This window comes from Bdellovibrio sp. HCB290, from assembly GCF_047305925.1.
In the GTDB taxonomy this organism is placed as follows: Bacteria; Bdellovibrionota; Bdellovibrionia; order Bdellovibrionales; family Bdellovibrionaceae; genus Bdellovibrio.
The window spans coordinates 3,425,154-3,445,787 of record NZ_CP178620.1 but is presented as its reverse complement, the minus strand read 5'-3'; the positions used below and the strand labels follow the sequence as shown (position 1 = coordinate 3,445,787).

General features: G+C 48.3%; 20 protein-coding genes. 11 read left to right on the top strand and 9 right to left on the bottom strand.

The window, feature by feature from the left end; genetic code table 11:
* Positions 1-4: 4 nt before the first annotated feature.
* From ACLVWU_RS16770 to ACLVWU_RS16740, 7 genes are all read left to right on the top strand, one after another.
* Positions 5-1,060 carry a hypothetical protein gene (locus ACLVWU_RS16770; protein ID WP_413576038.1) on the top strand — a complete coding sequence of 352 codons (1,056 nt, stop codon included), beginning with the start codon at positions 5-7 and terminating at the stop codon, positions 1,058-1,060.
* Complete coding sequence (locus ACLVWU_RS16765; RefSeq protein ID WP_413576037.1) at positions 1,053-2,231, top strand: 3-phosphoshikimate 1-carboxyvinyltransferase; 1,179 nt, start codon at positions 1,053-1,055, stop codon at positions 2,229-2,231. Before ACLVWU_RS16770 ends, ACLVWU_RS16765 begins: the two co-directional genes overlap by 8 nt.
* Entirely contained in the window at positions 2,228-4,087 is a 1,860-nt protein-coding gene (locus ACLVWU_RS16760) for a shikimate kinase (RefSeq protein ID WP_413576036.1), read from the top strand. The genes ACLVWU_RS16765 and ACLVWU_RS16760 overlap by 4 nt, the downstream gene beginning before the upstream one ends.
* A complete protein-coding gene (gene aroC, locus ACLVWU_RS16755; protein ID WP_413576035.1) occupies positions 4,084-5,112 on the top strand; it encodes a chorismate synthase in 1,029 nt (342 codons plus the stop codon). The genes ACLVWU_RS16760 and aroC overlap by 4 nt, the downstream gene beginning before the upstream one ends.
* An 11-nt stretch (positions 5,113-5,123) precedes the next feature.
* Positions 5,124-6,023 carry a 1,4-dihydroxy-2-naphthoyl-CoA synthase gene (locus ACLVWU_RS16750; protein WP_413576034.1) on the top strand — a complete coding sequence of 300 codons (900 nt, stop codon included), beginning with the start codon at positions 5,124-5,126 and terminating at the stop codon, positions 6,021-6,023.
* 76 nt (positions 6,024-6,099) lie between these two features.
* The gene (locus tag ACLVWU_RS16745) at positions 6,100-6,318 is read left to right on the top strand and encodes a hypothetical protein (RefSeq protein WP_413576033.1); all 219 of its coding nucleotides are present in this window, start codon (positions 6,100-6,102) and stop codon (positions 6,316-6,318) included.
* Positions 6,319-6,391: 73 nt separating this feature from the next.
* A complete protein-coding gene (locus ACLVWU_RS16740; RefSeq protein WP_413576032.1) occupies positions 6,392-7,456 on the top strand; it encodes a branched-chain amino acid aminotransferase in 1,065 nt (354 codons plus the stop codon).
* Positions 7,457-7,607: 151 nt separating this feature from the next.
* On the opposite strand, the gene ACLVWU_RS16735 is transcribed toward ACLVWU_RS16740, so the two are convergent.
* From ACLVWU_RS16735 to aroF, 3 genes are all read right to left on the bottom strand, one after another.
* Positions 7,608-8,042 (bottom strand): hypothetical protein, encoded by a 435-nt coding sequence (locus ACLVWU_RS16735; protein WP_413576031.1) that lies wholly within the window; start codon positions 8,040-8,042, stop codon positions 7,608-7,610.
* 160 nt (positions 8,043-8,202) lie between these two features.
* Entirely contained in the window at positions 8,203-8,925 is a 723-nt protein-coding gene (ubiE, locus tag ACLVWU_RS16730) for a bifunctional demethylmenaquinone methyltransferase/2-methoxy-6-polyprenyl-1,4-benzoquinol methylase UbiE (RefSeq protein ID WP_413576030.1), read from the bottom strand.
* Positions 8,915-9,748: a 3-deoxy-7-phosphoheptulonate synthase gene (gene aroF / locus ACLVWU_RS16725; RefSeq protein ID WP_413576029.1), complete on the bottom strand. Its 834-nt coding sequence runs from the start codon at positions 9,746-9,748 to the stop codon at positions 8,915-8,917. The genes ubiE and aroF overlap by 11 nt, the downstream gene beginning before the upstream one ends.
* A 223-nt stretch (positions 9,749-9,971) precedes the next feature.
* On the opposite strand from aroF, the gene ACLVWU_RS16720 reads away from it, so the two are divergent.
* The 3 genes from ACLVWU_RS16720 to ACLVWU_RS16710 are packed head-to-tail and all read left to right on the top strand — an operon-like array spanning position 9,972 to position 13,170.
* Complete coding sequence (locus ACLVWU_RS16720; protein ID WP_413576028.1) at positions 9,972-10,853, top strand: chorismate-binding protein; 882 nt, start codon at positions 9,972-9,974, stop codon at positions 10,851-10,853.
* On the top strand, positions 10,850-12,421 hold the full coding sequence (gene menD / locus ACLVWU_RS16715; RefSeq protein ID WP_413576027.1) for a 2-succinyl-5-enolpyruvyl-6-hydroxy-3-cyclohexene-1-carboxylic-acid synthase: 1,572 nt from the start codon (positions 10,850-10,852) through the stop codon (positions 12,419-12,421). The genes ACLVWU_RS16720 and menD overlap by 4 nt, the downstream gene beginning before the upstream one ends.
* Positions 12,418-13,170, top strand: coding sequence for an alpha/beta fold hydrolase (locus ACLVWU_RS16710; RefSeq protein WP_413578807.1), 753 nt, complete (start codon positions 12,418-12,420; stop codon positions 13,168-13,170). Before menD ends, ACLVWU_RS16710 begins: the two co-directional genes overlap by 4 nt.
* On the opposite strand, the gene ACLVWU_RS16705 is transcribed toward ACLVWU_RS16710, so the two are convergent.
* The 5 genes from ACLVWU_RS16705 to add form a co-directional block, all read right to left on the bottom strand.
* The gene (locus ACLVWU_RS16705; protein ID WP_413576026.1) at positions 13,153-13,947 is read right to left on the bottom strand and encodes a S1 family peptidase; all 795 of its coding nucleotides are present in this window, start codon (positions 13,945-13,947) and stop codon (positions 13,153-13,155) included. The two genes, ACLVWU_RS16710 and ACLVWU_RS16705, sit on opposite strands and share 18 nt — an antisense overlap.
* A gap of 5 nt (positions 13,948-13,952) precedes the next feature.
* The gene (locus tag ACLVWU_RS16700; RefSeq protein ID WP_413576025.1) at positions 13,953-14,882 is read right to left on the bottom strand and encodes a S1 family peptidase; all 930 of its coding nucleotides are present in this window, start codon (positions 14,880-14,882) and stop codon (positions 13,953-13,955) included.
* Positions 14,883-15,024: 142 nt separating this feature from the next.
* Positions 15,025-15,987 (bottom strand): prolyl aminopeptidase, encoded by a 963-nt coding sequence (pip, locus tag ACLVWU_RS16695; RefSeq protein ID WP_413576024.1) that lies wholly within the window; start codon positions 15,985-15,987, stop codon positions 15,025-15,027.
* Positions 15,988-16,013: 26 nt separating this feature from the next.
* The gene (locus tag ACLVWU_RS16690) at positions 16,014-16,604 is read right to left on the bottom strand and encodes a DUF6624 domain-containing protein (RefSeq protein ID WP_413576023.1); all 591 of its coding nucleotides are present in this window, start codon (positions 16,602-16,604) and stop codon (positions 16,014-16,016) included.
* Positions 16,594-17,625 carry an adenosine deaminase gene (gene add / locus ACLVWU_RS16685; protein ID WP_413576022.1) on the bottom strand — a complete coding sequence of 344 codons (1,032 nt, stop codon included), beginning with the start codon at positions 17,623-17,625 and terminating at the stop codon, positions 16,594-16,596. Before add ends, ACLVWU_RS16690 begins: the two co-directional genes overlap by 11 nt.
* Positions 17,626-17,662: 37 nt before the next feature.
* On the opposite strand from add, the gene ACLVWU_RS16680 reads away from it, so the two are divergent.
* Positions 17,663-19,669 (top strand): transketolase C-terminal domain-containing protein, encoded by a 2,007-nt coding sequence (locus tag ACLVWU_RS16680; RefSeq protein WP_413576021.1) that lies wholly within the window; start codon positions 17,663-17,665, stop codon positions 19,667-19,669.
* 15 nt (positions 19,670-19,684) lie between these two features.
* On the opposite strand, the gene ACLVWU_RS16675 is transcribed toward ACLVWU_RS16680, so the two are convergent.
* Positions 19,685-20,605, bottom strand: coding sequence for a trypsin-like serine peptidase (locus ACLVWU_RS16675; RefSeq protein WP_413576020.1), 921 nt, complete (start codon positions 20,603-20,605; stop codon positions 19,685-19,687).
* Positions 20,606-20,634 lie beyond the last annotated feature (29 nt).

Sequence of the window (20,634 nt, the reverse complement as noted above, 5' to 3'; positions counted from 1 at the left end):
ATAGATGAATTCACTAAGCACACTTGTTTTTACGAATGAACTTCCTCCGGCAAAAAAGCTGGGGGAGGAACTTCTGCTGATTTACGATCAGATTCTTGCACAAAAATCCCCGGTCTTTAAAAAATGGTCCCAGTCCATCGCGCTGAAGTATGCGGTGAAAGCGGGCGAGCATTTAAAAGACATCGAAAAGTTTCCTGGTCACATCAAGGCCATCACTAAGTTGACCGAACAGACTTCTGTTAAGAAGCTGACCATCGTGGTTGTGGGCGGCGGCAGTGTGGGGGATTTCGGGGGATTTGTTGCCAGTGTGCTTAAGCGTGGCGTGCGTTTGATTCATATTCCCAGCACCTGGCTTGCAGCCATTGATTCAGCTCATGGTGGTAAGACCGCTTTGAACGTTGGTGGCGCAAAAAATCAAATCGGTACATTCTATCCAGCAGATCAGATTCTGATGGTGCGTTCAGTGCTGATGGCTCAGCCGGAGGCCCGTGCCTTTGAAGGCTTTGGTGAGCTGGTTAAAATCGCGTTGATTCAAGGTGGAAAACTTTGGACCGAATTGGCGAAAGAAAAACATGTGAATGCGAAAACTTTGTGGAAGCATTTGCAGGCTGCGGTTCAAGCAAAATACAAAGTCGTTGCTAAAGATCCGCACGAGAAAAAAGGCATTCGTCATGTCCTGAACCTGGGACATACGGTAGGGCATGTTCTGGAAAGCTATTATGAACTGCCGCACGGAATTGCCATCAACTACGGTTTGGATTTTGCTTTGCGCTTCAGTGTGCAGGCGAAAGTGATGAAACCCGCCGAGCTTACGCGGATTTATGACCAGCCCGTGATGGGTTTCTTGTTGTCGCCGCTTCGGGATGATCTGATTTCTGTTAAAAGCAAGGACCTGACTGAGTATCGTCGCTTGCTTTTAAGCGATAAAAAGAAAACCAAAGCCGCAACTTTGCGCTTTGTATTTGTAGCTAAGCCTGGCAAGACGGTGATCAAAGAAGTTTCCGTGGATGAATTACTGATTGAACTTTGCAGACAACGTGAAGAGGAGCTCCATGGCTGAGTTCCTGTTTCAAGGCAGCATTCCTGGTTCCAAATCCGTGTTCAATCGTGCGTTGATTGTGCAAAGCTATTTTCCAGTTCTGGATCTGCATGGATTCGCGGGGTGTGATGATGTTCGCTTTATGCGTGATGGCCTTAAAGGCATTAAAGAACGCAGCCGCATTGATTGCGGTGAGGGTGGAACCACGTTCCGTTTCATGGCATTGCGTGCATCGCGAGTTCGCGGTGTGCATGTTCTAAAGGGCACGCCAAGGCTGATGTCACGTCCTCAGCGGGGCTTGATCGACCTATTGCAGCAGCTGGGCGTGCAAGCGCAAATCAAGAAAAATGAAATGCACATTGTCAGCGAAGGCTGGAAGAAATTTAAGAATCATGTGATCAAAGTCGACACGACAGAGTCATCGCAATATGCCTCCGCCTTGATTTTGAATTCATGGTTGTTGGATTTTGATTTGGAATTCCAGTTGGTCGGGGACAAAGTTTCTGAAAGTTACTTTCTTCTGACCTTGGAAATGCTGAAGGGCATGGGGTTAAGAATCAAGCAAACCCCTACGGGATTTCTGGTTCCAATGGGACAGCGCTTGGAAAAACTCTCCTATGAAGTTGAAGCCGACATGAGCTCCATGTTCACGATGGCTGCGGCAGGAGTTCTAGCCGGGACTTCAATTATCGAAAATTTTCCTGAGCACACGGAACAGCCGGATAAAGTTTTCGTGGATATCTTTAAGAAAATGGGCGCCTTGATTGAGCGTGATGGCAAGACTTTGACCATTAAGAAACCCGCGAAGCTAAAAGCTGTGGATTGGAACCTGTTCCAATGCCCTGATTTGTTTCCGGTTCTGGCGGTCGTGTGCAGTTTTGCGGAAGGTACTTCCAAATTATTTGGAGCGCCTCAACTGGTGGCAAAAGAATCCAACCGTATTGCCAAAGTCGCCGATTTGTTCAATTTGTTGGGAGTTCGCCATGAAGTGCTGGATGACGGCATGATCATTCATGGAAATCCGCAACAGGTGCTTAAGAAGTCCATCTCCTTTAATCCAGACGAAGATCATCGGATGGTGATGGCCGCTGTATTGATGCGGCTTAAGGGCCACGGAATTCATATTGAACATCCTGAAGCGATCAACAAAAGCTTTCCGGAATTCTGGAACATGATTGGAATCAAACCATGATCACACTCATAATCGGGCATCGGGGCACGGGTAAAACAGAATTGGTCAAGCGCATGCAGCTGACCATGCAGAATCCTGAAGTTGCTTATCTGGATCTTGATGATGAGATCGAAAAACGCATTGGCAAAACCATTCGCGAATTATTTCTTGAACACGGGGAAGCTTATTTCCGGGATATGGAAAGACAGATTTTCCTGGAGGTTTTGCAAAAACCTTATCGCGATATATTTCTGGTTTTGGGTGCGGGGTTCGATGTCACTATCATCCCTTCCTTCGCCGAAGCTTCGGCGGGTAAGTCCGCTCATGAGGTGAAAGTCCTGTGGGTGAAAAGGCAGACGGATTTGGATGGGCGTATTTTTTTAAATCGTCCGCGTCTGGATCCCGATATGTCGCCACTGCAGGAGTTCATTAAGAGGGCCAGCCCCCGTGAAGTGCGCTATCAGGAAGTTGCTGATGAAGTGTATCTGATGCCAGAAGGTATTTTTGAACATCACCATCAGGTTCAGGGATTGGAAAGACGCATTCTCTCCAGCCAGCTGCACGGTATCTCTGGCGGAATCACTGTTGAAACTTCTGTTTTTAAAAAACCACAACGTCTGGAGCTATTTAAAAAGCGCTATGCCGGTCGTGGAGTGGACTACTTTGAACTGCGAGATGATTTCCTGACTGAAGAAAATATTCTGCAGTTCATGAAGGAAATGCCTGACGAAAAATTTATTTACTCCTTCCGCCAGGCAAAGGACCGCTCCGAGTGGTGGGGCTCTGAAAGTGCGCAGTTCATTTTGCAAAAAGCCACTTGGCTTGATTGGCCATTGGAATTGGGCGTGCCTACCGAGATTTTAGAGCGTGTTCCAAAAGACAAGATCATCATTTCGGCGCATGAAAGCGTTCATCTCTTTGATTTGCAAAAACTTGAAAACGAAGTCGGTCATTTAAAATTTGCCCCGGCAATCGAAAGCTTCACGGATCTTTTGCGCCTGCATAAATGGCAGCGAGAGCAAGAGAGCACGCGCAGCTTTTTGCCGCGTTCAAACGACGGTCGCTGGGCCTGGTATCGTCTTTTGCAAAAGGGACGTCAGTTGATTAATTTCTGGCGCGAGGGTCTGGGCAGTGCCGGTGATCAACCCAGTATTTTCTATTGGATGAGCACCGAAAAATCTGTCGGAAATTTTGCAGCTGTCCTGGGTGATCCCGTAGCACACAGTTTTACACCGGTTGAACACTCGGACTTTTTTGCTGCCCGCCAGATTCCCGTTTTTGCTATCCGCATTCCGCGGGAGGAATGGGATTTGGCGATGCCGGTATTGCAGGAGTTAGGTTTGCAATATGCAGCGGTCACGTCTCCGCACAAGGAGCGTGCCGCCCGCTGGTGTTATCATCCGACTCTTCCAGCTGTGAATACTTTGTATTTTGATAAAAAATCCGCAAAGTGGCTGGGAACTTCCACTGATGAAGCGGGATTTGTGGAATTGATTGAAGGCGTGGGGATGCTGGCACCTCTGCAAAAGGAAATTGCAGTGTGGGGCGGTGGCGGAACTTTGCCGATGATTGAAAAAGTATTGCCTCATGCCAGCTACTATTCTGCACGGACCGGAGAATTGCGTGAAGGTTCAGAATCTGCGGAAGGGGTTTCCCCTAAAGTGGTTATCTGGGCGGCTCCGCGCGTGGAGGACACGTACATGCCTCCAGTGGATTGGAAGCCTGCCATGATCTTTGACTTAAATTATAAAGAAGACTCTGTGGGGCGTGAGTACGCGCAGTTGGCGCGGGCCAACTATGAGTCAGGCCTGAAAATGTTTGTGGCTCAAGCCCAACAACAAAGAATGTTCTGGAAAGAGTGCGAGGAAAAAGCATGAGTTCAGCAAATCAATTCGGTTCTCGATTTACGATGACGTCCTTCGGGGAAAGTCATGGCACCGCACTGGGTGTGTTGATTGATGGCTGTCCTGCGGGCGTGCACTTTGATGCTTCCGTTTTATCGCAGGAACTTGAAAGACGCCGACCGGGCCACCATGGCTCGGGACAAATCGTGTCGGGTCGCCAGGAAACGGATCAGCCTGAAGTATTAAGCGGTGTCTTTGATGGTAAAACTTTGGGAACGCCGATTGCGATCATCGTTCGCAATCAGGATGCGCGGTCTCAGGATTACGAGAAAATTCAGAAAGCGCCGCGCGCTGGTCATGCGGATGATATGTGGAAGAATAAGTTCGGTCACAGCGATCACCGCGGTGGCGGTCGTTCTTCAGGCCGCGAAACAGTTTCTCGCGTGATGGCAGGTGCTGTGGCGAAAATGCTGATGAATGAAGTCAGCTCTCGCACGAAGGTGATCGGCTATGCTTCGCAAATCGGTCCGATCACACTTCCCGATGCTGATCGCAAGAATGTTCAGAATGTGAATGTGGATTCGTTTCAAGCAAGATTTCCATCCAAAGCAGATCAGCAAGTGGCGGAGCTTTTAAAAAAGGCTCAGGAAAGCGGCGACAGCTTCGGCGGTATTGCCGAGATTCTGATTCAAGCGCCTCCAGCATCCTTAGGACAGCCGGTATTTCATAAATTGAAATCCGATCTGGCTATGGCTTTCATGAGTGTCGGTGCGGCGAATGGATTTGAGCTGGGTTTGGGTTTTGACTCGGCCCAAGTTCCCGGCACGGAATTTCATCAAGGCGCCCAAGATGTCTACGGAGGCATTCGCGGTGGGATCTCAACCGGCGAGGATATCTTGCTAAGAATCTCCTTCAAACCCACCAGCTCTATTCTGGATGTGGCAAAGAAAGGCCGTCACGATCCCTGCATCGTGACACGCGCAATCCCAGTCCTGGAGGCCATGACATGGCTGGTATTGGCAGACCACTACCTCTGGGCTAAAACAGACAAACTCTAAAAGGGGCGTTTATGGTTTCTGATGTTTTCACACCGGAATGGTGGACGGAAGTTCCTGGCTTTAATTTCAAAGATATTACTTATCACCGCGCGAAAAATCAGGGGACGGTTCGTATTGCCTTTAATCGTCCTGAAGTGCGCAACGCATTCCGCCCACAAACGGTCGATGAACTTTATATGGCTCTTGAGCATGCCCGCATCACTCCTGATGTCGGAGTTGTTCTGATTACAGGTAACGGGCCTTCACCGAAAGATGCCGGTTGGGCATTCTGCTCCGGTGGTGATCAACGCATTCGTGGCAAAGACGGCTACAAGTACGAAGACAAAGAAGCTGCTGGTAAAGCAGATCTGGCGCGCCTGGGTCGTTTGCACATTCTGGAAGTTCAACGTTTGATTCGCTTCATGCCGAAAATCGTAGTAGCCGTGGTTCCGGGTTGGGCTGTCGGTGGAGGTCACTCTCTTCACGTGGTGTGTGATCTGACTTTGGCCAGCAAGGAACACGCGATCTTTAAACAAACGGATCCAGATGTTGCAAGTTTCGACAGCGGTTACGGTTCTGCATATCTGGCTCGTATGGTGGGACAAAAACGTGCCCGAGAAATTTTCTTCCTGGGTCGCAATTACTCGGCACAAGAAGCTTTCGAGATGGGGATGGTCAACGCCGTGATCCCACATAAAGATCTGGAAAAAGTCGCTTTGGAATGGGCTGCGGAAATGAACACGAAAAGTCCAACCGCTATGCGCATGCTGAAGTTCGGCTTTAACATGATCGATGATGGTCTGGTAGGGCAGCAATTATTCGCAGGCGAGGCAACCAGGCTGGCTTACGGTACTGAAGAAGCAGTCGAAGGCCGCGGAGCTTTCGTCGAGAAACGTGAACGCGACTTCTCTAAGTTCCCTTGGCATTACTAAAAACGAACCTGTGGGCCTATTAAAAAACAGGTCTAATTAAGTACAAATTATTATTTAGTGGGAGGAGAATAAAGCCATGAAACGGCGTTATCTTCTCCTTTTTTTTATGGCGCTTTTTATCTCGGGTTGCCCAACCCGGGAACAGCCTAAAATTCCTCCGCCAAAACCTCCTGAACCCCAAACTGAAACTCAGGATCCCCAAAACGTGGGCTTGAATCACCGCCAGTTGAATCAATTGGGCGGGATGGCTCCATTGGTGGGACCTGGCGTCTATTTTTTAGAGATGCTCGCATAGAAAAAACTGCCGAAATCGGCCTTCAACGGCAGTGCAGTTTGACCCGTGGAGTGAAATTAGGTACCACGTTTCCATGACAAATATCTCTACCACGCTAGTTAAGTCTCCTAAGTCTCTTCCACCTTCAGACCAACTTGGTTTTGGTCAGTACTTCACCGACCACATGTTCGTGGCGAAGTATGCTGAGGGCAAGGGTTGGTATGAGGCTTCTATCGTGCCATACGGTCCTCTTTCTGTAGATCCGGGTGCCTCAGTTCTTCATTACGGACAGGCGTTGTTCGAAGGTATGAAAGCATTCCGCCAAAATGACGGCCGTGTCGTTTTCTTTCGTCCTGAATTCAATTATCACCGTTTGGCAGAAGGTGCAGAGCGTATGTGTCTGGAAGCGCCACCTATGGAGCTTTTCATGCAAGGTCTGCATGAACTGACGAAAGTGGACGAGCGCTGGATTCCTCATCAAAAAGGTACGTCCCTTTACATCCGTCCTACATTGATCGGTACGGAAGCGTTCTTGGGGGTTCGTCCTTCCAAAGAAACGACGTTCTTTATCTTGTTGTCCCCAGTGGGTTCCTATTACGCAGAGGGTGCTAAGCCCGTAAAAATCTGGACAGAAGAGCGTTACCTTCGTGCAGCTCCAGGTGGTTTGGGGGCTGTAAAAGCCGGTGCGAACTACGCTTCCAGCTTGAAGGCCGCTTTAGAGGCTAAACAGAAGGGCTATGCTCAAGTCTTGTGGCTGGACGTGGAACGTTTGGGGATCGAAGAAGTGGGTACGATGAATGCGTTCTTCGTATTCAACAATGAAATCGTCACACCAGCGTTGAACGGCAGCATTCTTTCTGGCGGAACTCGTGATGCGATCATTCAGGTTCTTAAAAAGAAAAATCTTCCGATCGTTGAAAGACGTATCACGATTACGGAAGTGATCGAACGCCTGGCTAAGGGCGAGCTAAAGGAAGCCTTCGGTACCGGTACCGCAGCAGTGATTTCACCAATCGGCGTGATTCACTACAACGAGAAAGACTGGATGATCAATAACAACGAAACGGGTCCGTTGAGTTCAGAGCTTTACAGCGAGATTACGGGGATTCAGCAAGGGACAATTCCAGATTCGATGGATTGGATTTCACCGTTAACTTAAATTTACTGAATTCCGTATACCGAATACCGTCAGAATACTGAAATACGGTCTGAATACGGAATACTGTTAACGGTATTCCGTATTCTGAAAGAATTCTGAATTCTGTATTCTGAAATAAAAAAGGCTGAGTTGGTACTCAGCCTTTTTTGTTTTAAAGAATCGCGTTTTCAGCAATCGGCGGTTGTCCCGTGATGCACTTGATGTACTTCGGATTGATGACGACATTCTTTTTGCCGTTGAACCAGCGGATTTCAACACGCTCCTGAGTTTCCATGTGAGTGTAAGTCGCGTGATCACCGTACATAACCATGTCGGGAGTGCGCAGATCTTCATAAGACTTCACAGCCAGCATGATTTCTTTATTATCCAAATCACCAACTACCATGTGACCGTTTAGATCATCAACGATGTGGCCTTCTTTTTGGCCAGCTGCCAGCATGGTATCGAAAGTCTTTTCCAATTTTGAAAAATCAAGAGAGTTGTGAACAACCCAGCCTTCAGCTTGATAGTCTTCAGCAGACGGGCAAAACTCACTCGCAAGAGACGCAGAGCTAGTAAACATTAACACAGCGATAATCCATTTCATCCTGGGACTCCTTGTAAAGTGCGACTACTTTTTCCTGAACCGGAGTCGGAGTCAATTTTGAACAGATTGTTGAAAACAAAATAAAAAAGGCGTCCCTGGGGAACGCCTTTTGGCAGCGGCTTTTACGTGATGCGTGATACTTCACTGAACCGAAGGTGAATTACTTAACAGTGCCTTTGTAGATGTACGCGATGCCGCCTGTTAAGGTCATGTATTCGCATTTCGAAAAAGCACCTGTTTCATTCATCATCGCGACGAATTCATCGCGGCAAGGGAATGCAGCAGAAGACTTTTGCAGATACTCGTAAGCATCTTTTTGGCCTGTCACCAATCCGCCGATTTTAGGCAGAATGTTTTGAGAATAGAAATTGTAAAGAGCCCCGAATACCGGGATGTTCACTTGACCAAATTCCAGGATCAAAACCTGACCACCAGATCGGGTCACACGCGCCATTTCAGCCAAACCTTTAACAGGATTGCCCACGTTGCGGATACCAAAAGAGATCGAAGAAATATCAAAAGAATCATCAGCGTACTGAAGCTGAGTCACATCGGCCTGTTCAAACTTGATATCCAAGCCACGGTTCGCCGCTTTGCCTGGAGCCGGGATCAACATCTCAGCGCAGAAATCTGTACCTGTTACCTGACCTGCAGAGCCCACAGTTTGTTTGAATTCAATCGCCAGATCGCCAGTTCCAGTTGCGCAATCCAAAACTCTGTCGCCCAGTTTTGCGCCGGAAAATTTAACAAGTTTTTTTCTCCAAAGGTGATGAATCCCCATGGAAAGAACGTTGTTGCCCTTGTCGTAGTTCGCGGCAACTTTCGAAAACATGCTGCGGATGATCTCAGGATTTGGAGAGTGCTTTTGTTGCTCAGTGTGCATGTGCTGTCACCTTGTGAAGAGGGCGATCAATCGCGACCAGGATTTTCTCAAGTTTTCTCATCATCATTTCGAAGTCCTGCAAAGTCAGGGCTTGCATACCATCTGAAAGAGCTTCAGAAGGGCGAGGATGAACTTCCACGATGATACCGTCTGCGCCCACAGCTGCTGCTGCGTAAGCCAGATCCGGAACCAATGCGCGAATTCCCACTGCATGGGAAGGATCCACGATCACAGGAAGATTTGTGTTCTTTTTAGCAAACGCTACGGCGTTCAAATCCAAAGTGTTACGAGTCGCAGTTTCAAAAGTGCGGATACCACGCTCACAAAGGATGACGTTGTTGTTGCCACCTTTAGTCACGTATTCAGAAGCTTTAACCCACTCTTCAATGTAGGCAGCCAAACCGCGTTTCAACAAAACCGGCTTTTTTTGGCGGCCCAACTCTTTAAGAAGTTCGTAGTTTTGCATGGAGCGTGAACCCACCTGGAAGCACTCAACCAGGTCGTAAACTTCCTCGATTTGTCTGATGTCGGTGACTTCAGAGATCAGGCTCATGTTCAACTGTTTGCAGACAGATTTTACGATGTCGAATGAAGAAGTTCCCAGGCCTTGAAATGCCGTCGATGACGTACGCATTTTCCAAATACCACCACGAAGAAGGTGAGCACCTGATGCTTTCACTCCCGAAGCGGTCTCTAGAAATTGTGCGTGACTCTCGATCGAGCAGGGACCGGCGATCACTGTAAATTCGGGACCCCCAATGTCGAACCCGCCAACATTGACGATTTGGGTTGAGGGACTTGTTTGCATAGTTTGGATTTCCATATTACGAACTCTCACTGTGGATCGGAAACATAACATATCGCCTCTAGGCATTACAAACTTTTTGGACTCGGGGGCCCTCTTGCGGCACAAGGGGCAATGGACTCTCATTCAGGGCCCTTTTAGCCATGTAAAATCTCCCAATAGTTCAGAGATTTCAGTATTTTGCCCTGATTTCTATGAGCAGGATTCGCACCCCGTGTGGTGGGGGGCTGAACAATTCACTTTGAGTACCCCGGAATTACAGTCCCTAATTGAAAACTATCTGACCGAAAACCCGCGTCCTGAAGGGCCCCTAAGTAAGGCCGAGTGGCAGGAACCGGCGGAATCGGACTTCCACACAGACCTTGCAGAAATCCAAAAAAGAATCTCCAATCATCAGATCCAAAAAGCGGTTCCGGTGGTGTTTGCGCGATCCCCGCAAACGGTCAGTTCGGGCGAGCGCGCGCAGATGATTCTGAATCTCTTGTCGGCTCCGGAGACCTTGTATGTTTTTGGTTTTTGGCAGAAGGGGCAAGGCGTTCTGGGGGCCACTCCCGAAGTGTTATTTGATTACGATCATGGACTCTTGCAGACCATGGCTTTGGCTGGAACCTGTCCGAAAAGTGACAAGGCGGAGCGTGAGTCTTTGCTTCTTGATGAAAAAGAAATGCAAGAGCATCATTTCGTAGTTGAGGATCTTACGAAGCGATTGAGTTCGTGGGGAGAAGTGCAAAGTCACGGGCCCACGATTTTGGAATTGCCTTTGTTGTATCATCTGAAAACTGATTTTCAGGTGAAATGCACGGTGAAGCCGGATTTTCGCGATCTGGTGATGCAGCTGCATCCCACACCGGCCTTGGGAGTTGCTCCCAGATCTGCCGGGTACAAGTGGATGCAGCAGTTGCCAGGACAAGAGGGACGTCGTGGCTTTGGTGGCCCGATTGCTTTCCTGGGCACAGAGGAGGCTTTGTGTCTGGTTGCGATTCGGAATTTGCAGTGGGATCAGAACGAATCTATGATTGGATCGGGCTGCGGCGTGGTTGCAGCCAGTGAATTTTCCAGAGAGTGGCGGGAGCTTTTTCAAAAGCGCCTGTCGGTAAGAAAGATTTTGGGGCTTAAAGTATGACAAACATGGAATTGGCAGCAAAAGTTATTCAGGAGCTGGTGGATACGGGAGTCCGTGAATTCATCCTCTGTGCTGGCGCCCGCAACAGCCCTCTGGTTCACATTCTGGATGAAAATAAAAATCTTAAAGTGTATTCCTTTTTTGAGGAACGTTCGGCAGCGTTTTTCGCCTTGGGCAGAATCGCCGGCTATCGTCGTCCCGTTGCGATTTTCACAACTTCAGGAACAGCTGTCGCTGAACTATTGCCAGCTGCCGTCGAGGGAACTTATTCCTCTTTGCCACTGATCATGGTTACAGCGGATCGTCCGAAACGTTATCGTGGTTCGGGTGCACCTCAAGCGATCGAACAAGTGGGGATCTTTTCTTACTACAACGAAGTGGCATTGGATATCGATGCTGAGAACTCGCACTTGTCGTTCAAAAGTCTGTCCTGGAAAAAACCCATTCATGTGAACGTCTGCTTTGAAGAGCCTTTGATTGACGGACCTGTGCCGCAAATCAAGGTTCCTGCTTCCTCTGAAAGAACCAAACTTCCTGGCCAGTTGCCGATGGGAATGCTAAAGCAGCTGGAAGATTTTTTGAATACGCGCAAGCCGCTGGTTTTGGTGGGCATTCTGCCTGAAAAAGCCTACGGGACTGTTCTGGAATTTTTAAAGCAATACAAGGCGCCACTATATGCAGAGGGCATTTCCAGTTTGCGTGGCCATCCGGAACTTAAAGATTTGCAAATTCGGTCGGGCGAACAAATGATCCATCGCCTGTTGAAGTCCGGCGCTTGCGATTCCATTTTGCGTATCGGTGGTATTCCTACAGTGCGCTTGTGGCGGGATCTGGAAGACCGCTATCGCGATCTTCCCGTGTTCTCGGTGTCCTTCAATCACTACACGGGGCTCAGTCGTCCTGTGGATCACTGTCCTTCCCTGGATCTTTTAGGTCAGGTGGAGTTCTCGTCGGTTCATCGTGAAAACGTGCAGATCGCGGCCGAAGACAACTCTCGCACCGAACAAATGAAGGTGCTGCTGGAGAAGTATCCGAAGTCAGAGCAGGGCATGATCTACGCGGCTTCGAAATTCATGAAGGGACATTCGGTTTATTTAGGAAATTCCTTACCTATTCGTGAGTGGGATTCATGCGCGGATTTGGACAGCGCGCCACTTCGTGTGGCCGCAAATCGTGGAGCAAATGGTATAGACGGACAGATTTCCACCTTCCTGGGATGGGCGCATACAGATACACCGAACTGGTGTCTGGTCGGGGACCTAACGGCAATGTATGACCTTTCCTCACTATGGGCGACCAATCAGCTGGAAGCGCAAAAATTACGCGTAGTTGTGATCAATAACGGTGGGGGACAAATCTTCTCACGAATGTTTAAGAAAGAGATTTTCCTAAACAAACATCAGATTTCTTTCGAGTCATGGGCAAAAATGTGGAATTGGTCCTATCAGCAATGGCATACTGTTCCCAAGAGTGTGGAACTGGACAATCTGCAAATTATTGAGATGGTCCCTGATTGGAATGAAACCCAACAGTTTTGGAAGGAATTGGAATCGATTTGGAAAGAGTGAATCTGTTTTTGTTGCACGGTTTTTTGGGCAGACCCTCTGATTGGGAAGCAGTGAAGGCTTCCTTGCCGCCGGTTACAAACTTACGCATTTACACTCCTGATTATTTCAAAGACGAAGAACTGACTTCCGTACATAGTTTCGATAAGTGGGCCGAGAACTTCAATGACTGGGCTCATGATGAAACCAAAGGCGCTGGCAAGAACATACTGGTGGGATATTCTCTGGGTGGTCGCTTGGCACTGCAGGCATTGGCGCAAAATCCCACACAGTGGTACAGGGCTTTACTGATTTCCACCAACCCGGGCTTTAACGACAATTGCAAACACTTCGATCCAAGTTCAGAACAGCGCAAACAACGCTGGTTGAGTGATTCCTATTGGGCCGAGGAGTTTTTAAAAGCTCCTTGGGATATGGTGATGCGCAATTGGAATGCGCAACCTGTATTTGGCGGAGGCAGTGAGCCGGTACGCATGGAGAAAGACTACAATCGCGAAAATCTAAGCCTGGCATTGACCCGTTGGTCCCTGGCTGAGCAGCAGAATATGCGCAATCTTTTGAGCGCACTGAAGCAAAAAGTTTTGTGGCTTGTCGGTGAAAAAGACGAGAAGTTTGTTTCCATGTCTCAGGCATTGGAGCATGAGACAGGTCTTGAAATTGAGATCGCGCAGGATTCTTCGCATCGCGTGTTGTTTGATCGACCGCGGGAAATTGCTGATCTAATCAAAAATATTTTATCTCAGTTGAAGTGATTTTTCCCTGATCCAGGGCAAGTAATACGGAACGGAAAGATAATAAGAATACGCCGTGCACTGGTCGTGGGGACGTTGTGACCAGTACACTCCGCCAATCACGCCCATAAGATGATAGACGCCTTTGATTTTTACAAATGCGGCTCCACCAGAATCACCAAAGCAAACACCCTTGCCTGAAAGATGCTTTGAAGCAAAAATCTTTTTATTCGAAAAAACACTGAAAATCGTCATCGGAACTTTGCGCAGTCGGCCTGTCTGGTTGCCCGTGCCATTGATTCCCGAAGTGGAGCCATAGCCAAAGGCAGTGAAGGTGCCATTTTCTTTGGTGTAAGTGGTGTCTTTCACCAACGGTGCGGGCTTGAATTCTTTAGGGAGTGAGCCCGAAAAAGAAATCAGAGCCACATCATCGCGATCAAAATTGCTTTTTGCCCCGGCAAAACCGGAATGTTTTATCACTGCGCGACCCGCGCGTACTTCCATGTCACGATCATTCCAGTCTAATCCAAAGCCAATTTCCACAGGATGCGAGGGATTGGCAATGCAATGAGCGGCAGTCAGAATCAGATTTTCAGCGATGATGGTTCCGGTGCAAACGGTTTTGGTTGCCGGCACATAGATGTGTGCCATGTGCTTTCCAAGAGCCTCAAAACGGGTGACCTTGGTGCCACCGGCGATTTCCTCATTAGTGTCATCGATGTTGGATTTGGTTAAAGAGTGCTCTGGTTGGCAGGCAGCCAGCAGACTGAAACTCAATAGCAGCAGGAGCTTTTTCATTGCCGTTATTTTCCGATTTGCTCTTGAAGTTTTCCAGCCGCCAGATTCAACCACTCACGGAAGAAAGACACGTTGGCATAGATGGAATTCACACTGCAGTCAGTGACTTTGGAATTTGCAGAACGGTTGGCAACTCCCCACAAGTACAACTGACCATTTTTCAGCACAAATCCAGGACCACCGGAATCACCGTGGCAAGTGGCGCCGTTGTCAGAGGAGATTTCAATTTCTGAGTTTGAATAGCGGCTATCCACGATTTTGGAATTGGCCTGGCGAAGAGTGCCTGTGCCATCCATTTTGATTTCCACACATTTTTCCAGTTTCATATTGTCCTGGCAAACCACCTGGCCGGATTGAATTGCTCCAATAAGATCAGGATAAGTGTTTACATCAATTTGTTTGGTGGTGATTCGGTTTGCGCCAAAGCCAGCAATGATAACGTTTTGATTATCATAGAGGTCGTCGTCTGTAAGTAGATTCGTCACAGGAACATAGCTATTGGGAGCCGAGCCTTCGAACTTTACCAAGGCAATGTCACCCGTTTCGATTTCAAGGTGAGATTCGTTGCCCCACCAAGCGGTCACTGCCGTCGCCAGACCTTTGCGGCTGACAGTTTTGGAATTGCCATTCATGACATTGTTAAAAATAACGGTAACTGTGACGTTTTCAGAATCAGCCACACAGTGCGCGGCAGTCAGAATCAGATTTCCTTTTAACAAAGTACCGCTGCAAACTTCCTGATCGCCGGTGTGCTTGTTTTCAATCAGCAGGCCGACAACGCTTTTCGAAGCGAGGTCTTTTGCGGTTACGTTTTTTCCGCCGATGATAGCTGGTTCAGATTTGTTCACAGAGATCAGAGGACTCTGGAGTGGTGTGCAGCCACTTAGTGTGCAACCGAGAGCCAGATACAAGAATGGATTCTGTAGCAACCCCAAATTTTTCCCCCAGGAAAAGGCATCACAAGATTGATGCGTTGAGTTATATAACCTGAAGTAACCGCAATTTGGAAGGTGCAAGTTTGGGGTGGGAAACAATTTCTTGGCAGGGTGAAGGTAAAAAATTCACCCTGCCGAGGGCTTAAAACGATTTACACGCGTCTGTGGCTTCGATCAGGGCAGAACGTGTGCCCGGCTCAGCAGCCGCATGTCCGGAATCCGGAATAATTTGGAACTTAGCTTCCGGCCACGCTTTGTGAAGTTCCCAGGCTGAAGTTGCCGGGCAAACCACATCATAGCGGCCTTGTACGATCCACGCTGGAATATTGCGGATCTTATTTACGTTTTCCAGAATCCAGTTATTGGTTTCAAAGAAAGCGTTGTTAGTGAAATAGTGGCACTCAATGCGTGCGAAACTGAGTGCAGAATCCGGGTCATCGAACTCTTCAATCGCGTGAGCATCGATATAGAGCCGTGACGTTGCTGCCTCCCACTTGCTCCAGGCTTTAGCAGCCTCCAACCGAGTTTCGCGATTTTCGTGAGTCAGGCGTTTGTAGTACGCGGTCACCATGTCATGACGTTCATTTTGTGGAATCACTTTTAGATATTCATCCCAAACATCCGGGAAAATTTGCGATGCCCCTTCTTGATAGAACCACTTAATTTCAGAGGGACGACATAGGAAGATTCCGCGCAGAACCAAGGCTTTGACTCGCTCCGGGTGTTTGATTGCGTAAGTTAAAGCGAGAGTGGAACCCCAGCTGCCGCCGAAGACAACCCACTTGTCGATCTTAAGGTGTTCACGAATTTTTTCTGTGTCCGCAACCAGATCCCACGTCGTATTGTCACGAAGCTCAGCACAAGGAGTGGATTGGCCGGAACCACGCTGATCAAAAAGAATGATGCGATAAGTTTTTGGATCAAAGAAGCGACGGTGATCCGGAGACACTCCGCCACCGGGGCCCCCATGAAGAAATACGATGGGTTTGCCAGCAGGATTGCCGACTTCTTCGAAGTAAAGATTGTGAATTTCAGAAACTTTTAAAAAGCCTTTATTGTAGGGTTCAATCGCGGGATAGAACTCGCGAAGATTCTGTTTTTCCATTGTCGTTTCCTTTGTATCTAAGAGTTCTAAACTGTACGCCAACCGACTTTGTGAGTCCACGCCACAAATTCTTCGTGACGCTTCCTGGGATCGGTGGGGTGAAATTCTTCGAGGGGGCTCAGAACCAGGCTCTCCAATGGGGAAAGACCCATTTCAGCTCGGCGCGTATTTAAGTTTTCCGCATCTTCGACATCAGTGACTCGCAAAATACCATTTTCATCCCAATCGGAATTGGTCCCATAAACTTGTTTGCGGCCTTCATAGAAGCGAATGCGGTCGGTCAGCATGGCGGCGTATTGTTTCGGCACCTGTTTTGACGGAACCAGTTCGGTGGAAATCACTTCCATGGCGCGCATAAACTCGGGCCAGCTGATGGCGTGAAGAATAAGTCGCATGCCAGCGATTGCGGCATCGTTGCCAACTTTGTCTATGGTTGGAAAGCCGTGCAGATCAATCAACTCTTTCAAATGCTGGGCATGTTTTAAGTGAACTTTCTCCATTACAGGGGAGTATCCCTGAAACAATTCTCCAGTCTGAGCCAAGGCTTCACGCACGGCCTGGTCTTCACGAATCATATGCATAAGGTCTTCAGCGAAGGCTTTCCAATCAGTGCTCATTAAAAAAGTCCTTCTTAAATTTGTTTTTTTCTGATTGAGGGATGAAGCTTGCTTCGAAAGCAATCTGGTTGCAGCGATTGAAGTCTTCAACGCCAAACGCATGAGTGCGATGAAGGACTTCGTAATCATCACTCAGAGTGGTCGCAAAGATGCCCGGGTCATCGGAATTAATCGTCACCAGCACTCCCGCGTTTAACAGCTGACGAATCGGATGATCCTCGTAGGTTTTAAAAGACTGGGTCAGATAGTTGCTGATCGGGCAGACCTCCAAAGGAATGCGGCGATCGCGTATGAAATTTAAAATCTCAGGATTACGCACGATCTGAATACCATGGCCAATGCGCTCGGCCCCCAGAATTTCGACCGAGTCTTTCACCCAAAGGGCTGCAAGATCGTTCGGTGTTTCTCCGGAGTGAACGGTGATGTGCAGGCCGGCTTTCTTGGCTTTTTGAAACAGGGGAGCAAAGACTTTGGGATCAAAGCCTTCTTCGTTGTCAGCCAGATCCAGAGCGACGAAGCTGTCTTTGTGGGCTATGGCGAAATCCACAACTTTTTCCGCAACGGCAAATGGTTTTACTCTTTGCACGATGCAGATCAGGCCTACCGCGATCGCGAAGTTTTTCTGCGCCATGTGAATGCCCTTCACGAGTGCCTGGTGGATGGAGTCAAAGCTCAGATTGCTGTGTCCTTCTGCAATAAATGTCGGTGCATAACGCAGTTCAAGAAGGCGGATGCCATCGTTGTAAGCGTCTTCGCATGCTTCATAGGCAATTCGAGTCAGAATTTCCTCGCTGGCTAAAACTTTTTGCGCGTTCAGGAACTTATTAAGCACGCTTCCCAAGTCATTCATGGGTTCTGTGATTAAAAATTGATCTTTTTGACCCTGAGAAGTGGGTGCCAATGGAATTCCCACCTGCGGGGCCAGTTCTACCAATGTACTCCAACGCACCGAGCAGTCTAAATGACGATGAAGTTCGACTTTTAAAAGATCGCGAATGTTGTGTGCATAGAGCTTTTGCATTTGAAGTTCCTTGGCTTGGGAAGTAAAACAATATTCTATGACTGAACCTATTCAAATCAAATCAAAATTGGCTGGCAACCCGTCTCAAGAACCTCAATTTAAAAGCTTTGTTAAAAGCAAGGACGGCAGATCTATTCCTGTCGCGGATCCTCGCTCGACGCGCGCGCTTGTGTCCTTGATGGACATGAATGCGGTGCTGGGTGGCGCAGCGTCTCACTACGGCGGTCCTGCGGCATTTGCAGAGTTGATGTCAGCTATGCACGGCCACGTTTTTGACGTAGCCCAAAAAGAAAATAAGCCTTGGTATGATTTGTTTCACGTAGTTAATGATGCTGGTCACTGTGAAAACGGTTTGTATGCTTTAAAAGCAAACTACCAAATGGCTGGTCTGAACCTGAACAGTCTTAAAAAATTCCGCTCCATCGAAAGCGGCCTGACAGGTCACGGTGAAGTTCACTGCTTCCCTGAAGGTGTTTTCGTTTCCAATGGTCCGTTGGGTTCCGCATTCCCGCAAACTCAAGGTTTGGCAATGGGCGAGGCGATCTCTGGTAAAAACCGTGTGACGATCACGGCGATTTCTGACGGTGCCAGCATGGAAGGTGAAGCGCGTGAATCTTTCGCTGCGATTCCAGGATTGGCAGCGACTGGTAAAATGGGTCCTTACGTGATGGTTATCAGTGATAACAACACGAAACTTTCCGGTCGTATCGATAACGAATCTTTCTCGATGTCTCACACATTTGCGTCTTTGAAAACTTTGGGCTGGGATGTGATCTCGTTGCCTGAAGGGAATGATCTGCAAAAATGTTACGACGCTATCGTAATAGCTGTGGAAAAGGCGAAGGCAAATCCAAAAGTTCCAGTCGCGATTCACGCGAAAACGGTAAAAGGTATCGGAACCAAGAAAACGGCAGAGTCTGCTTCCGGCGGTCACGGGTTCCCACTGAAAAGTCCTTCTGAACTTCCGGCGTTCCTGTCTGAAATTTACAACGGCGAGGCTTTGCCGGCAGTTTACAACACTTGGATCGAAGAATTGAACAAGTGGGAAGCTGATATCAAAGCCAACGCAGTCAAAGACACGGGCGAGAAAATCCAAACAGGAATTTCTTCCGCAATGATCCGCGCACGCAAAGCGGGCTTGCCAGTATTGAGTGTGACTTCCGATCTTCCGGGCTCCACAGGTGTAGCGGGTTTCAGAAAAGAATTCCCGGGTGATTCCTTTGACGTGGGTGTTGCTGAATCCAATATGATTTCGACTGCGGCTGGTTTGTCGAAGCTGGGTTACATCCCAGTTGTTGATACCTTCGCACAATTCGGTGTTACTAAAGGCGCATTGCCACTGACGATGGGTGCTTTGTCTGAAGCTCCAGTAGTTTGTGTGTTCTCTCACACAGGCTTCCAGGATGCTGCTGACGGTGCTTCCCACCAAGCCTTGAGCTACATGGCGATGGTTTCTTCCATCCCGCACGTGGATGTTTACTCGTTATCTTGCAGCGAGGAAGCAGATCAAGTGATGTTCACAGTTCTTGAAAACTTCGCGAAAGATCGCAAAGCCGGAAAAGTTCCAAACAGTGCTGTCTTCTTCCTGGGTCGTGAGAACTTCCCTAAATCCTACGTTGCTGGTGCAAAGTACGATCTGAAGAAAGCCCAAGTACTGGCTGATACAACAGCTGGTAAAGCTAAATCCGTAACGATCGCGACGACTGGTTCCTTGGTGCCACAAGCACTGGAAGCTTCTAAAAACTTGGAAGCCCAAGGCATTGGTTCTGTCGTTGTGAACTGTGTAAACGTAAATCACGTGGACGTGGATACTTTGAAATCCGCTTTGGCAAAAACGGGTGGTCGTATGATCACAGCTGAAGATCACCAAGTGATCGGCGGCTTCGGCCAAATGCTTTGCCACGCACTTCTACAAGCAGGAGTAGAATTCAAAGTAAAATCCCTAGGGGTTCACGGCGAATTCGGCCAAAGCTCTTACACAGCGCTTGAACTCTACAAAAAACACAAAGTAGACGCTTCAGCGATCGTAGCAGCCGCAAAATAGGGTGCTAATAAAATATTAGTGAGTGACAGGGGAGGCGAAAGCTTCCCCTTTTTCTTTTAGGGAAGGCACGATGAAGGAAGTGGGCAGAATATTTTCTCCCATGCACTCATCGTCTTTGCACAGTTTCGGCATTTGACAGCCCTCTGCAGTTTCTTCCAAATCATTTTCTCCTGAATTGATAATTCCCACCAGTTCGTGAGTTTTCTTATCAAATACCGGACCGCCAGAGTTTCCGCCGTAAACGTCAAGGTTGCTGATAGCAAGGATGCGATCAAAACCGCGCACGAATCCATCAGCGTATTTTTTCGCAGTACCCAGTGGGTATCCTAACGTGTAGATCGTGTCGTTCAATTCCATTGGAGTGGATTTGATTTTTACCGGAGTGATATCCGGGACCGCGCGATCCAACTCAACCAAAGCATAATCACTTAAGTTGCCCTTTTCGAAAAATGAAAGAACGCGAATCTGTTTGCAAAAATAAACTTGATCCTTCGGCATGGTTGCCGTGTCTTGATTGAAACCAAAAACAAAGGCGGCATCGGCACAGGTGTCTTTTTTGTAGTTCATACAGTGACCCGCAGTAAGTATCAGATTAGGCGCCACCAGGACAGCAGAGCACTGAGCCGGATTCTGGGATTCACTCAAACGAAACTGAGTGCAGGTTTTATGCGAGTCACGCACGGTCTTGGTAGGCAAAACGAACCCTTCGGGGGTATCGGTCATGTCGCTTCGGTATACCATCGCGACACTGGCACTGACGTTGTTTTGAAACTGTTCGGAGTCGGCAATCGAAGTTTCCTGGGGAAGCGCCACCGAGTCCTCGCCGTAAACGACGGCATCACTTTGGTTTTTATCCAAAGTAACGATATTTTGGGGGGCTTCAGAGCAAGCCGCCAGAACTATAAGTGAACACAGGGCCCACATGATTTGCTTCATGGTTTTTCATATAGCAAAAAGGGGACTGT